Origin of the sequence: Pseudomonas sp. 43(2021) (genome assembly GCF_017490805.1) — a bacterium.
In the GTDB taxonomy this organism is placed as follows: Bacteria; Pseudomonadota; Gammaproteobacteria; order Pseudomonadales; family Pseudomonadaceae; genus Aquipseudomonas.
Window position 1 is genome coordinate 1 of sequence record NZ_JAFGYJ010000021.1, and the last position, 13,698, is coordinate 13,698.

Annotated in this window: 17 protein-coding genes; 5 read left to right on the top strand and 12 right to left on the bottom strand. The window is 63.7% G+C overall.

Annotation, left to right across the window (positions count from 1 at the left end; genetic code table 11):
* From J5M71_RS18170 to J5M71_RS18225, 12 genes are all read right to left on the bottom strand, one after another.
* Nucleotides 1–1,211: CynX/NimT family MFS transporter (locus J5M71_RS18170; RefSeq protein ID WP_207834664.1), on the bottom strand; the 1,211-nt coding region annotated here is incomplete at its 3' end.
* Between the two features lie 13 nt (nucleotides 1,212–1,224).
* Nucleotides 1,225–1,875 (bottom strand): FadR/GntR family transcriptional regulator, encoded by a 651-nt coding sequence (locus J5M71_RS18175; protein ID WP_207834665.1) that lies wholly within the window; start codon nucleotides 1,873–1,875, stop codon nucleotides 1,225–1,227.
* A 151-nt stretch (nucleotides 1,876–2,026) separates the two neighbouring features.
* Complete coding sequence (hisC, locus tag J5M71_RS18180; RefSeq protein ID WP_063911371.1) at nucleotides 2,027–3,073, bottom strand: histidinol-phosphate transaminase; 1,047 nt, start codon at nucleotides 3,071–3,073, stop codon at nucleotides 2,027–2,029.
* A gap of 2 nt (nucleotides 3,074–3,075) precedes the next feature.
* The gene (gene hisD / locus J5M71_RS18185) at nucleotides 3,076–4,401 is read right to left on the bottom strand and encodes a histidinol dehydrogenase (protein ID WP_207834674.1); all 1,326 of its coding nucleotides are present in this window, start codon (nucleotides 4,399–4,401) and stop codon (nucleotides 3,076–3,078) included.
* A 134-nt stretch (nucleotides 4,402–4,535) separates the two neighbouring features.
* On the bottom strand, nucleotides 4,536–5,171 hold the full coding sequence (gene hisG / locus J5M71_RS18190) for an ATP phosphoribosyltransferase (protein WP_003257924.1): 636 nt from the start codon (nucleotides 5,169–5,171) through the stop codon (nucleotides 4,536–4,538).
* Nucleotides 5,172–5,273: 102 nt separating this feature from the next.
* On the bottom strand, nucleotides 5,274–6,539 hold the full coding sequence (gene murA / locus J5M71_RS18195) for a UDP-N-acetylglucosamine 1-carboxyvinyltransferase (protein WP_207834682.1): 1,266 nt from the start codon (nucleotides 6,537–6,539) through the stop codon (nucleotides 5,274–5,276).
* A 23-nt stretch (nucleotides 6,540–6,562) separates the two neighbouring features.
* Entirely contained in the window at nucleotides 6,563–6,802 is a 240-nt protein-coding gene (locus J5M71_RS18200; RefSeq protein WP_003255121.1) for a BolA family protein, read from the bottom strand.
* A 117-nt stretch (nucleotides 6,803–6,919) separates the two neighbouring features.
* Nucleotides 6,920–7,222: an STAS domain-containing protein gene (locus tag J5M71_RS18205; RefSeq protein ID WP_063911368.1), complete on the bottom strand. Its 303-nt coding sequence runs from the start codon at nucleotides 7,220–7,222 to the stop codon at nucleotides 6,920–6,922.
* Entirely contained in the window at nucleotides 7,219–7,866 is a 648-nt protein-coding gene (locus tag J5M71_RS18210) for an ABC transporter substrate-binding protein (RefSeq protein WP_063911367.1), read from the bottom strand. Before J5M71_RS18210 ends, J5M71_RS18205 begins: the two co-directional genes overlap by 4 nt.
* Nucleotides 7,867–7,875: 9 nt before the next feature.
* Complete coding sequence (gene mlaD, locus J5M71_RS18215) at nucleotides 7,876–8,361, bottom strand: outer membrane lipid asymmetry maintenance protein MlaD (RefSeq protein ID WP_003257921.1); 486 nt, start codon at nucleotides 8,359–8,361, stop codon at nucleotides 7,876–7,878.
* Nucleotides 8,361–9,158: a lipid asymmetry maintenance ABC transporter permease subunit MlaE gene (mlaE, locus tag J5M71_RS18220; RefSeq protein WP_063911366.1), complete on the bottom strand. Its 798-nt coding sequence runs from the start codon at nucleotides 9,156–9,158 to the stop codon at nucleotides 8,361–8,363. The genes mlaD and mlaE overlap by 1 nt, the downstream gene beginning before the upstream one ends.
* Nucleotides 9,158–9,967 (bottom strand): ATP-binding cassette domain-containing protein, encoded by an 810-nt coding sequence (locus J5M71_RS18225; RefSeq protein WP_012270662.1) that lies wholly within the window; start codon nucleotides 9,965–9,967, stop codon nucleotides 9,158–9,160. Before J5M71_RS18225 ends, mlaE begins: the two co-directional genes overlap by 1 nt.
* A 248-nt stretch (nucleotides 9,968–10,215) precedes the next feature.
* Here J5M71_RS18225 and J5M71_RS18230 point away from each other — a divergent pair, with 248 nt between their 5' ends.
* From J5M71_RS18230 to lptB, 5 genes are read left to right on the top strand one after another with little or no spacing between them, the layout of a single operon-like run.
* Nucleotides 10,216–11,190 (top strand): KpsF/GutQ family sugar-phosphate isomerase, encoded by a 975-nt coding sequence (locus J5M71_RS18230; RefSeq protein ID WP_063911365.1) that lies wholly within the window; start codon nucleotides 10,216–10,218, stop codon nucleotides 11,188–11,190.
* Nucleotides 11,191–11,202: 12 nt separating this feature from the next.
* Nucleotides 11,203–11,727 carry an HAD family hydrolase gene (locus J5M71_RS18235; protein ID WP_207834684.1) on the top strand — a complete coding sequence of 175 codons (525 nt, stop codon included), beginning with the start codon at nucleotides 11,203–11,205 and terminating at the stop codon, nucleotides 11,725–11,727.
* Between the two features lie 8 nt (nucleotides 11,728–11,735).
* Nucleotides 11,736–12,308 carry an LPS export ABC transporter periplasmic protein LptC gene (lptC, locus tag J5M71_RS18240; protein WP_207834686.1) on the top strand — a complete coding sequence of 191 codons (573 nt, stop codon included), beginning with the start codon at nucleotides 11,736–11,738 and terminating at the stop codon, nucleotides 12,306–12,308.
* Nucleotides 12,295–12,819 carry a lipopolysaccharide transport periplasmic protein LptA gene (lptA, locus tag J5M71_RS18245; protein ID WP_063911362.1) on the top strand — a complete coding sequence of 175 codons (525 nt, stop codon included), beginning with the start codon at nucleotides 12,295–12,297 and terminating at the stop codon, nucleotides 12,817–12,819. The genes lptC and lptA overlap by 14 nt, the downstream gene beginning before the upstream one ends.
* Nucleotides 12,820–13,545 carry an LPS export ABC transporter ATP-binding protein gene (gene lptB, locus J5M71_RS18250; protein WP_003255132.1) on the top strand — a complete coding sequence of 242 codons (726 nt, stop codon included), beginning with the start codon at nucleotides 12,820–12,822 and terminating at the stop codon, nucleotides 13,543–13,545.
* The last annotated feature ends 153 nt before the right edge of the window (nucleotides 13,546–13,698 follow it).

A 13,698-nucleotide genomic window follows, 5' to 3' on the forward strand; every position in this document is an offset into this window, starting at 1 on the left:
GCCCCCAGCACGGCGAAAATCCACCCCACTGCCGCCCAGCCCCCGGTCAGGTCATGCACCAGCCCCACCGCGAACGGTCCCATCGACGCCAGCGTATACCCCACTCCCTGCGCCATGCTCGACAGGTTTGCCGCCACATGGGCATCCTTCGAGCGGAGCACGATCAAGGTCAGCGCCAGGGCAAAGGTACCGCCCTGCCCCAGGCCCAGCACCACCGCCCAGCCCCACAGCCCGGAAAGTGGCGCATACAGGCAACCGAACAGGCCAGCCAGGGTAATCAGCATGACCAGCACGATCGCCAGGCGCTGGTCCTTGCCGCGCGTGGCCAGCCAGGGCGCACTGAGCGAACTGACCAGTTGCACGATCACCGACCCCGACAGCACCAGCCCCGCTTCGGTCGGGCTCAGGCCGCGGCCGATCAGGATCGATGGCAACCAGCCGAAGACGATGTAAGCCAGCGAAGACTGCAGGCCCATGTACAGGGTCACCTGCCAGGCCAGCGGATCACGCCAAAGCCCACGCACGCGATAGGCCACCTTGTGCAGACCATGGCCCTGGCGGGCTTGAGGCAGCCATACCAGCATGGCCAGCACGGCCGGCAGCACCCAGAAACCCAGCCCCAGCGCCCAGCTGTCGTAGAAATGCCGGGCCAGGGGCACCGTGGCACCCGCCGCCATGGCGGCGCCCAGGCACAACGCCATGGTGTACACGCCGGTCAGGGTGCCAGCATGCTGCGGGAAGTCGCGCTTGACTATACCCGGCAACAGCACGCCAATAATGCCAATACTGGCCCCCGCCATCAGGCTGCCAAGGAACACCCCGATAGCGCCAAAGGTGCTGCGCACCAAAATGCCCAGCGCCAGGGTGACGAGGATGCCGAGGATCACCCGCTCGCTGCCAAAGCGCCGCGCCAGCACCGGCGCCAAGGGGGCGAACAGGCCCAGGCACAGCACCGGCAGGGTGGTCAGCAAACCGGCCTGCGCAGCATTCAGCCCCAAACCTTCGGATACCTGGCCCAGCACCGGCGCCATGCTCGACAGCGCCGGACGCAGGTTCAAGGCCACCAGCACCAGGCCCAGCAGCAACAGCCAGGGCCGCCGCACGACCACTGGCTGCTGCTGGACCTGCTCGTCGTCCGCCTCGGCGTCGATCAGCAGCTCATCGAGGTCCCGCTCGTTCGGTGGGGTGTTACGGGTGATGGATTCAGCCATGGCCTTCTCAGAGTCAGGATTCGATAAGGGTACGGCTCAGGCGCTTGGCCTGCTCCGCATCGCGTTGCTCGATGGCGGCGAGGATTTGCCCATGCAGGTCGAACGTGGCCTGGCAGCGCGGCACAGTCGCCATGTTGTGCTGCAGCGCGGCAGCCACCACCCCGGAAAAGTACCGGTACAGTTCACTCAGGGCCGGGTTATGGGCGGCATCGACCAGCCGCTGGTGAAACACCAGGTCGCAGGCCACATAGGCATCGATATCACCGTGAAAATGTCCGGCACTGCTGGCCAGGGCATCACGCAGCGCTTGCAGGTCGGCGTCGGTACGGCGCAGTGCGGCCAGGCCGATGGCCTCGGCTTCGAGGATGTGCCGGGTTTCACGGGCCTGCTCGTGCGTGCAACGGGACATCGCCTGCACCGCCTGCAGCGGATCCTGGGCCGTGCGCAGGTAACTGCCGTCGCCCTGGCGGATCTCCACCAGGCCACTGAACGCCAGCACGCGCATGGCCTCGCGTACGGTGTTGCGGCTGATGCCCAACTGCAGGGCAAGTTCCGGCTCGGTCGGCAAACGCTGGCCAACCTGCCAGTCGCCCAGCTCGATGCGTTCACGCATGCGCTCGACGGCCAGTTCGACCAGGGAGCGCTTGGTCAATTCGGTACTCATGCAACTCAACCAATCATCCGATGAATCTGGTCAGCATAATGTATACCGGCAATACAGCAAACACTGATGGTTTCTGCCGATAGCGGAAATCCCCGTGGGAGCGGGCACGCCCGCTCCCACAAGGGCCGCGTCACGGCAGCTTGCAATACCGTCAGTTCAACGCATCAAGCAGCGCCTGGTTCATCTCTGGCGTACCGATGGTAATGCGCAGGAACTGGGCAATGCGCGGCTGCTTGAAGTGGCGCACGATCACGCCCTGCTCGCGCAGGCGTGCAGCCAGCTCGCCAGCATCCTGCTGCGGATGGCGGGCGAAGATGAAGTTGGCCGCCGAAGGCAGCACTTCAAAGCCCTTGGCCCGCAGCTGCCCGACCAATACCTCGCGGCTGTCGATCACCTTGCGGCAGGTTTCCTCGAAGTATTCGCGGTCCTCGAACGCCACCGCCGCGCCGACGATCGCCGCACGGTCCAGCGGGTAGGAGTTGAAGCTGTTCTTGATACGCTCCAGCGCCTCGATCAGGTCCGGGTGCCCCACCGCCAGGCCAACCCGCAGCCCGGCCAGCGAACGCGACTTCGACAGGGTCTGGGTGACCAGCAGGTTGTCGTAGCGGTTGACCAGGCTGATGGCCGTTTCGCCACCGAAGTCGATGTAGGCCTCATCGATCACCACCACCGAATCACGATTGGCCTGCAGCAACTGCTCCACCGCCTGCAGCGGCATCAGGCAGCCGGTCGGCGCGTTGGGGTTGGGGAAGATGATGCCAGCGTTGGGCTTGTTGTAGTCCTCGATGCGGATCTGGAACTGCTCGTCCAGCGCCACCTGCTCGAAGGCGATACCGTAGAGGCCGCAGTAGACCGGGTAGAAGCTGTAGCTGATGTCCGGGAACAGCAGCGGTGCGTCGTGCTGGAACAGGCCGTGGAAGATGTGCGCCAGTACCTCGTCCGAGCCGTTGCCGACAAACACTTGTGCCGGAGTCACGCCGTAGTACTCGGCCACCGCCTGCTTAAGCCGGTCACCGTTCGGGTCCGGGTACAGGCGCAGGTTGTCGTTCAGCTCGCCGCGCATGGCCTCCAGCGCCTTGGGTGACGGGCCGTAGGGGTTTTCGTTGGTGTTCAGCTTGACCAGACGGGCCAGCTTGGGCTGCTCGCCCGGCACGTAAGGCACCAGGTCCTTGACGAAGGGGCTCCAGAATCGACTCATGCTCAGTTCCCCTTCTCTTGGGTCAGGATGCGGTATTCAGCGCTGCGGGCGTGGGCGGTCAGCGACTCGCCACGGGCCAGGACCGAGGCGGTATGGCCCAGTTCGGACGCGCCCTGCTCGGAGCAGTAAATGATCGACGAACGCTTCTGGAAGTCATACACCCCCAGCGGCGACGAGAAACGCGCGGTGCCGGAAGTCGGCAGCACGTGGTTGGGGCCGGCGCAGTAGTCGCCCAGCGCTTCGCTGGTGTGGCGGCCCATGAAGATCGCGCCAGCGTGGCGGATGTGTGGCAGCCAGGCCTGCGGGTCGGCCACCGACAGCTCCAGGTGCTCCGGTGCGATGCGGTTGGCCACTTCGATGGCCTGCTGCATGTCGCGCACCTGGATCAGCGCGCCACGGCCATTGATCGACTTCTCGATGATCTCGGCACGCTCCATGGTCGGCAGCAGCTTGTCGATGCTGGCGGCAACGCGGTCGAGGAAGGCGGCATCGGGGCTGACCAGGATGGCCTGGGCATCTTCGTCGTGCTCCGCCTGGGAGAACAGGTCCATGGCGATCCAGTCCGGGTCGGTCTGGCCGTCGCACACCACAAGGATTTCCGACGGGCCGGCGATCATGTCGATACCCACCTGGCCGAACACGTGGCGCTTGGCGGTGGCGACGTAGATGTTGCCCGGGCCGACGATCTTGTCCACCTGCGGCACGCTTTCGGTACCGTAGGCCAGCGCGGCCACAGCCTGGGCGCCACCGACGGTGAACACCCGGTCGACACCGGCGATGCAGGCAGCCGCCAGCACCAGCTCGTTGACCTCGCCACGCGGGGTCGGCACCACCATCACCACCTCGGTCACTCCGGCAACCTTGGCCGGGATGGCGTTCATCAGCACCGACGACGGGTACGACGCCTTGCCGCCCGGCACATACAGGCCGGCGCGGTCCAGCGGGGTGACCTTCTGGCCGAGCACGGTGCCGTCGGCTTCGGTGTACTGCCAGGAGTCCTGCTTCTGCCGCTCGTGGTACATGCGCACACGGTTGGCGGCCTTTTCCAGGGCTTCACGCTGGGCCGGGGTAATGCGGGTCAGGGCCAGTTCCAGGCGCGCGCGATCGAGGATCAGGTCGTCAATCGACTTGGCATCGACACCATCGAAACGCTGGGTGAACTCCACCAATGCCGCATCGCCACGCTCACGCACGGCCTTGATGATGTCGAGCACGCGCTGGTTGACCGCGTCATCGGACACACTTTCCCAGCTCAGCAGATGATCCAGATGTCGGGCGAAATCCGGATCAGCAGCGTTGAGACGGGCAATTGCAGTGGACACGGTCATGGCGAGGGCCTCGATTATTGGCGAATGCTCAGGCGCCCTAGGCTACCAGTCCATCCGCGCGGGCACCCGAGAAAAATGGCTATGACGCGGATAGACGGGCGCGACAGCAAAGGCCGCGCACAGTCGGTAGAGAGTCAGCCGCGGTGTCGCGATTCGACCGCACCGCGCAGCGTGTCGATCAGGCTCTGGATACGGGCGTGCTGCATTTTCATGGAGGCCTTGTTGACCACCAGGCGCGAGCTGATCGTGGCGATCAGTTCCTGGGGCTCCAGGCCGTTGGCACGCAGGGTATTGCCGGTGTCGACCACGTCGATGATCTTGTCGGCGAGGTTGATCAGCGGTGCCAGTTCCATCGAGCCGTACAGCTTGATGATGTCGACCTGGCGGCCCTGTTCGGCGTAGTAGCGCTTGGCTACGTTGACGAACTTGGTTGCCACGCGCAGACGGCCCTTGGGCTCGGGTGCGCCGACCACGCCAGCGGTCATCAGCTTGCAACGGGCAATCTGCAGGTCCAGGGGCTCGTACAGGCCCTGGCCGCCGTACTCCATCAGCACATCCTTGCCGGCCACACCCAGGTCGGCGGCACCATGCTCGACATAGGTCGGCACGTCGGTGGCACGCACGATCAGCAGGCGCACATCGTCCTGCGTGGTGGGGATGATCAGTTTGCGGCTCTTGTCCGGGTTCTCGGTCGGCACGATACCGGCCTCGGCCAGCAACGGCAGGGTATCGTCGAGAATACGGCCTTTGGAAAGCGCGATGGTCAACATTGGAACGTCGGTCCTTAAGCGGCTACTGCCGGCCGGGCGTCGAGCCCGACCGCATTCAATTCGTTATGCGGGAGCGGGCAAGCCCACTCCCGCAGCAGACGACTAGCCCGGTACGCGACGAATCTTCGCGCCCAGCATCTGCAGTTTTTCTTCGATGCACTCGTAACCACGGTCGATGTGGTAGATGCGATCGATCAGGGTATCGCCTTCGGCTACCAGCGCCGACAGCACCAGGCTGGCGGAAGCACGCAGGTCGGTGGCCATTACCGGGGCCCCCTTCAGCGCCTTGACGCCAGTGACGATGGCAGTGTTGCCTTCGACCTGGATCTGCGCGCCCATGCGGTGCATTTCGTAGACGTGCATGAAGCGGTTTTCGAAGATCGTCTCGATCACCGCGCCAGTACCTTCGGCAATGGCGTTGAGCGAGATGAACTGCGCCTGCATGTCGGTCGGGAACGCCGGGTACGGGGCAGTACGCAGGTTGACGGCTTTCGGCCGCTTGCCGTGCATGTCCAGCTCGATCCAGTCCTCGCCGGTGTTGATGTCGGCGCCGGCTTCCTTGAGTTTTTCCAGTACGGCTTCAAGGATGGTCGGGTCGGTGTCCTTGACCTTGACGCGGCCACCGGTCACGGCAGCGGCAACCAGGTAGGTACCGGTCTCGATACGGTCCGGCATCACGCGGTAGCTGGCCGAGTGCAGGCGCTCGACGCCATCGATGGTGATAGTGTCGGTACCAGCGCCCTGGACCTTGCCGCCCATGGCGTTGATGAAGTTGGCCAGGTCGACCACTTCCGGCTCGCGCGCGGCGTTCTGCAGCACGCTGCGGCCGTTGGCCAGGGCAGCGGCCATCATGATGTTCTCGGTACCGGTCACGCTGACGGTGTCGAAGAAGAAGTGCGCACCGCGCAGGCCACCCTCAGGTGCCTTGGCCTTGATGTAGCCGCCTTCGACTTCGATCTTCGCGCCCATGGCCTCGAGGCCACGGATGTGCAGGTCGACCGGGCGCGAGCCAATGGCGCAACCGCCAGGCAACGCCACTTCGGCCTCACCGAAACGGGCGACCATCGGCCCCAGCACCAGGATCGAGGCGCGCATGGTCTTGACCAGCTCGTAAGGCGCGACCAGGGTCTTGATGGTGCGTGGGTCGATCTCCACCGCCAGCTTTTCGTCGATCACCGGCTCGATGCCCATGCGGCCGAACAGCTCGATCATGGTGGTGATGTCGTGCAGGTGCGGCAGGTTGCCCACGGTGACCGGGCCGTCAGCCAGCAGGGTCGCCGCCAGAATCGGCAGGGCTGCGTTCTTCGCGCCCGAAATACGGATCTCGCCATCAAGGCAAGCGCCGCCAGTAATAATCAGTTTGTCCATTGGAATCTCGCCGCCACGTTGGCTCAGGTGCGCTCAGCCCAGGCTGCGCTGCTGAAAAATTTCATGGTTACCGCATGGATGCTGCCATTGGCGATCCACGGATTCAGGTGAGCATAGATCGCCTGCTGGCGTTTGACCGGGCTCAGGCCAGCCAACTCGTCGCTGATCACGTTCAACTGGAAGTTGCAGCCTTCGCCTTCAACTTCGACCCGGGAACCCGGCAATTTCTCTTCAAGGAAGCTTTTAACTTCTACGGCCTGCATGCTCAACCTCAATCGGCGCCCGATGCGCACGGGTCGGCCATCATACAAAAAAGCCCCTCGCCTGCGAAGCCCAACGAGGGCTTCGCTGACCGAGGGGCCATCACAGGTGGCGAGCCATCAGGTTGCCAGCACTTCATCGAGGTCATAGACCTCGGCAATTTCCCGCATGTCGTCGGGCATGCTGCGTACCTGGCAGCCCTTGCCGGCGGCCTGGGCATCGCGCATGAAGGCCAGCAGCAACGACAGGCCGACACTGGTGGAGCGCTGCACCGCCGAGCAATCGAGTACCAGCTGCACCTCGCGGCAGGCCGCGATCAGTGCCTTGCCCTGCTTGCGCAGGGCCGGCCCGCTGCGGTAGTCCAGCACACCGGCCAGGCGCAACACGCCCGGCTCGGCCATGCTTACACCGGCCTCACTCATTTGACGGTCTTCTCTGGCGAGTTGTCGGCGGCCTGCTTGGCCTTGGCCACTTCGCCGGCCCAGCCGTCGATGGTCTTGTCCAGATCGTTGCCATTGCGCTGCATGGCGTCGGCGAACTGGTCGCGGAACAGCTTGCCGATGTTGATGCCGTTGACGATCACGTTACGCACCTTCCACTCGCCGCCGATGTTTTCCATGGTGTACTGCACCGGATACACGGCACCGTTGTTGCCAGTGACCTTCATGCCGACGCTGGCACGCTTGCCGTCATCAGCCTTGGCCGGGTCGACTGCGATGCCCTGGTTGTTGTACTCGAGCAGGGCATTGCCATAGAACTGCATCAGGCTGCGCTTGAAGTTTTCCTGGAAGCGCTGCATCTGCTCAGGGGTGGCCTTGCGCGAGTACTTGACGGTCATGATGCTTTTGGAAATACCGTCGGCATCCACCACGGGGCCGAGGATGCGGTTCAGCGCATCGTAGAAGGCATTGGGGTTGGATTTGTACTGTTCCTTGTTGGCCTTCAGGTCACCCAGCAGTTCAGTGGTGGTGCCCTGGATCACATCGTGTGGGGTCTGCGCAGCCATGGTCAGCAGGGGGAAGGCCGCCAGCAGGACCAGCAGGCCACGTCGCAGGATGGAAATCATGGAAACTCCTTAATTAGCCGGTTGCGCTTCTTTAGGTTCCTTGCCAACGGAGTTGAGCAGGAACTTGCCAATCAGATCTTCCAGCACCAGCGCCGACTGGGTGTCGTGGATGGTCCCGCCATCCTTGAGCACCTGGTCTTCACCGCCCACGCTGATGCCGATGTACTTCTCGCCAAGCAACCCGGCGGTCAGGATCGAGGCAGTGGAGTCGGTCGGCAGGTTGTCCACCGACTTGTCCAGCTGCAGCGTCACCCGACCGGTGTAGGAATCACGGTCCAGATCGATGGCGGTAACCTTGCCGATGGTCACACCGGCCATGGTCACTTTAGCTCTGACCGTCAAACCGGCGATATTGTCGAAGTAGGCATAAACTTTATAGGTATCGCTGCTCGGGCTGGCCGACAGCCCGCTGACACGCAGTGCCAGCAGCAGCAGCGCCAGGATCCCGGCCAGGAGGAACAGGCCGACACCGATTTCCAGGGTGCGGTTTTGCATCAGAAATCTCCAAACATCAAGGCGGTCAGAATAAAGTCCAGACCCAGCACTGCCAACGAGGCATAAACCACGGTCTTGGTGGTGGCACGGCTGATCCCTTCTGAGGTGGGCTCACAGTCGTACCCCTGGAATACGGCGATCCAGGTCGTGACAAAGGCGAATACCAGGCTCTTGATCAGCCCGTTGAGCACGTCGTCGGTAAACGAAACACTGTTCTGCATGTTGGCCCAGAACGAGCCCTCGTAGACGCCCAGCCAGTCCACCGCCACCCACGAGCCACCCCAGATGCCGACCACGCTGAAAATCAGCGCCAGCAACGGCAGCGAGATGAAGCCGGCCCACAGGCGTGGCGCGACGATGTACTTGAGCGGGTCGACGCCGATCATTTCCAGGCTCGACAACTGCTCGGTCGACTTCATGTTGCCGATTTCGGCGGTCAGCGCCGAACCGGCACGGCCGGCAAACAGCAGCGCCGTCACCACCGGGCCGAGCTCTCGCAACAGGGTCAGGGCGACCATCTGCCCCACCGCCTGCTCCGAGCCGTACTTGGTCAGGATGCTGAAGCCCTGCAGCGCCAGCACCATGCCGATGAACACGCCGGACACGACGATGATCGCCAGCGACAGCACGCCCACCGAGTACAGTTGCCTGATCAGCAGCTGGAAGCCGCCGCCGATACCGCCACGGCCAATCAGCGCATGGAACAGGAACAGGCAGGAACGCCCCAGCACCGCCAGCACGTCGATTGCCGAGCGGCCCAGCAGGCGGACACGTTCGAGTAAGGATTTTCTGCGCATCAACGCGCCCCCAGCAAGTCGGCGCGGTAGTCAGGCGCAGGGAAGTGGAAAGGTACCGGGCCGTCCGGGTCGCCCTTCATGAACTGGCGAATGCGCGGGTTGTCCGAGCCCATCAGCTCGTCAGGCGTCCCCTGGCCCAGCACCTGGCCGTCACCTACCACATAGATGTAGTCGGCGATGCTGGCGGTTTCCGCCAGGTCGTGGGAAACGACGATGCTGGTGATACCCAGGGCATCATTGAGCAGGCGGATCAGGCGCACCAATACACCCATGGCGATCGGGTCCTGGCCGACGAACGGTTCGTCGTACATGAGGATCTGCGGGTCCAGGGCAATCGCCCGGGCCAGTGCCACCCGGCGTTTCATGCCACCGGACAGTTCGTCGGGCATCAGGTCGATGGCACCGCGCAGCCCCACGGCCTGCAGTTTCATCAGCACGATATCGCGGATCATTTCGTCCGACAGCTGGGTGTGCACGCGCAGCGGGAACGCAACGTTCTCGAACACATCGAGATCGGTGAACAGCGCGCCGCTCTGGAACAGCACCCCCATTTGCTTGCGGGCGTCGAACAGGTCGCTGCGCGACAACGTCGGCAGGTTCTGCCCGGCAACCCAGACCTCACCGCTGGAAGGGCGCAACTGCGCGCCCATCAGGCGGAGCAACGTGGTCTTGCCGCAACCCGATGGCCCCATGATACCGGTGACCTTGCCGCGCGGGATGCGAATGTCGACGTTGCTGAAAATGCTGCGCGAACCGCGTTTGAAGGTAACCCCCTTCAACTCGACCGCGTAGGCGCTATCCACACTCATCTAGACTCCTTGCTGGTGCAGCCTCGTCCTTATGGACGTCGGCCTCCATCTGGAAGGCACAAGCGCCCCTGGCAGGCCGAATAGCGGCGAACTATAGCACCGCTGGCAGCGCCGCCCCAAGGTCGGCTAACGAGTCGTTCAGCCCTGCGACAGGCTGACGAGACATTCGCCACGGCAATCGAAAGCGTGAGGGTTTCTTTCATTGCAGCTATAATCGCCGCCTTTTCATCAGGCATTGCTTTTTCGACATGAGCCAATCCAGCGAGCTGATCCAATCCGCCCAACGCACCCTGCGCCTGGAACTCGAGGCCGTAGAGGCCCTGCTGGCGCGCATCGACGACAATTTCGTCAAGGCCTGCGAACTGATCCTGGCCAGCAAGGGCCGGGTCGTCGTGGTCGGCATGGGCAAGTCCGGACACATCGGCAACAAGATCGCCGCCACCCTGGCCAGCACCGGCACACCGGCGTTTTTCGTGCACCCGGCCGAAGCCAGCCATGGCGACATGGGCATGATCACCCGCGATGATGTCATCCTTGCCCTGTCGAACTCCGGCAGCACCGCCGAAATCGTCACCCTGCTGCCGCTGATCAAGCGCCTGGGCATCAAGCTGATCAGCCTGACCGGCAACCCGGACTCACCCCTGGCCCAGGCGGCCGAGGTCAACCTCGACGCCCGCGTCGAGCAGGAGGCCTGCCCGCTGAACCTGGCCCCCACCTCCTCCACCACCGCATCGCTGGTGCTGGGCGACGCGCTCGCCATTGCCCTGCTCGAAGCCCGCGGCTTCACCGCCGAGGACTTTGCCTTCTCGCACCCGGGTGGTGCGCTGGGCCGCCGCCTGCTGCTCAAGGTGGAGAACGTGATGCACGCCGGCGACGAACTGCCCAAGGTGCCCCGTGGCACCCTGCTCAAGGACGCACTCCTTGAAATGTCCCGCAAAGGCCTGGGCATGACCGTGATCGTCGAAGCCGACGGCAAGCTGGCCGGGATCTTCACCGACGGCGACCTGCGCCGCAGCCTGGACCGCAACATCGACGTCCATACCACCCTGATCGACCAGGTCATGACCGTGCACGGCAAGACGGCCCGCGCCGAAATGCTCGCGGCCGAGGCCCTGAAGATCATGGAGGACCACAAGATCGGCGCCCTGGTGGTGGTGGACCGCGAGGACCGCCCGACCGGTGCCCTGAACATGCACGACCTGCTGCGCGCCGGCGTAATGTAAAGGAGCGATGGAATGAACCAGGACCTCATGCAACGCGGCAAGCACGTCAAGCTGGCAGTGTTCGACGTGGACGGCGTGCTCACCGACGGGCGCCTGTACTTCCTCGAGGACGGCAGCGAGTTCAAGACCTTCAACACCCTCGACGGCCAGGGCATCAAGATGCTCATGGCCTCGGGCGTGACCACGGCGATCATCAGCGGGCGCAAGACCCCGGTGGTCGAGCGCCGGGCGAAGAACCTCGGCATCCCGCACCTGTACCAGGGCCGCGAGGACAAACTGGTGGTGCTGGACGGCCTGCTCGCCGAACTGGGCCTGAGCTATGCTGAAGTGGCCTACCTGGGCGACGACCTGCCCGACCTGCCGGTGATTCGCCGGGTCGCCCTGGGCATGGCGGTGGCCAACGCCGCGCCGTTCGTTCGCCAGCACGCCCATGGCGTGACCCAGGCACGTGGCGGCGAAGGCGCGGCCCGTGAATTCTGCGAACTGATCATGCAGGCCCAGGGCACCCTGGACGCTGCCAACGCCAACTACCTGTAAGGCTGCCCATGTTCAGCAAGAAAGCCCGCAACATTGCGCTGCTCGCGGTGATCGCCGCCCTGCTGGTGGCGATCGGCTACTGGAATGTCAGCCCGGAAAGCTTCCTCGACAAACCGGTGGCCCAGGTCGACGCAAGCGCCATCGACTACTACGCGGTCAACGCCCACAGCGTGCAGTTCCTGCCCGACGGCAAGCTGCAGTACGAAATGACCGCCGACAAGGTCGAACACCTCAAGGCCAGCGAAATCACCCTGCTGACCACGCCGGACCTGCACCTGTACCGCGGTACCGAATACCCGTGGCACGTGCAGAGCACCCGCGCCGAGGTCAACCCGGACGGCAGCGAGGTCGAACTGATCGACAAGGTCCGGGTTGCCCGCACCGACGAAAAGCAGCGTGAAACCATCATTACCAGCTCACGCATGACCGTGTTCCCGCAGAAGCAATATGCGCAGACCGAGCAAGCCGTTAGAATCGACGGCGCCGGTGGCACAACTACGGGCAAAGGAATGAAAGCGTATTTGAAAGAAGGCAAGATGGACTTGCTCTCTAACGTAAGAGGACAGTATGAGGCTCGTTAAAACCCTCCCCCTTTTGCTCAGCCTGAGCGCAGCACTGGGAAGCGCGAGCGCCCTCGCCCTGCCGAATGACCGTGACCAGCCTATCCGCATCCAGGCCGACAACGCCCACCTGGACGACAAGCAGGGCGTGGCCACCTACACCGGCGACGTGATCATCACCCAGGGTTCGATGATGATCAAAGGCAACACCGTGACCATCACCCGCTCCGCCTCCGGCGATATCGACGTGGTGACCTCGGTGGGCAACCTGGCCTACTTCGAGCAGCAGCAGAGCGCGGCCAAGCCGGACAAGATGAAAGGCTGGGGCGTGACCATCCAGTACCAGTCGCAGAAGGACCTGGTGATCCTCACCGACCGCGCCAAGGTCGAGAACGAAGGCAACACCACCGAAGGCGAGAAGATCGTCTACAACACCCAGACCCAGGTGGCGACCGCCGGTCGTGGTGGCAACGTGACCTCGCCGCGTCAGCGTATCGACATGGTGATCCAGCCCAAGAAGAAGGCCGAGTAAATGGCAACCCTCAAAGCCCAGCACCTGGCCAAGAGCTACAAGGGGCGGCAAGTCGTACGTGATGTCAGCCTGTCGATCGACAGCGGCCAGATCGTCGGCCTGCTCGGCCCCAACGGCGCCGGCAAGACCACTTGCTTCTACATGATCGTCGGCCTGGTCCAGGCCGAGCAGGGGCGCGTGCTGATCGACAACCTCGATGTCAGCCACCAGCCCATGCACGGGCGCGCCCGCGCCGGCATCGGCTACCTGCCGCAGGAAGCCTCGATCTTCCGCAAGCTGTCGGTGGCCGACAACATCATGGCCATCCTCGAGACCCGCAAGGACCTCGACCGCGACGGCCGGCGCAAAGAGCTGGAAAGCCTGCTGCAGGAGTTCCACATCAGCCACATCCGCGACAACCTCGGCATGAGCCTGTCCGGCGGTGAGCGCCGCCGCGTGGAAATTGCCCGCGCGCTGGCGACCGCGCCCAAGTTCATCCTGCTGGACGAACCCTTCGCCGGTGTCGACCCGATCTCGGTCGGCGACATCAAGCAGATCATCCACCACCTCAAGGCCAAGGGCATCGGTGTACTGATCACCGACCACAACGTGCGTGAGACCCTGGATATCTGCGAAACCGCCTATATCGTCAATGATGGCCGGTTGATCGCCGAAGGCGACGCCGAAACCATCCTGGCCAACGACCTGGTCAAAGAGGTTTACCTGGGCCACGAGTTCCGGCTCTGAGCCCGGCACGCGCCTGGAGTACTGGCAAATCGCCCTGAAACAGCGGGTAAAGTTGTTACAGTGCTCTAGGCAAACGCTACAATTTAAGGCATAAAACTTGCTTGATCTGGCGCCCCGGCGCCCTCGTGTAGTGGATGGCGCATGCGCGCCGGC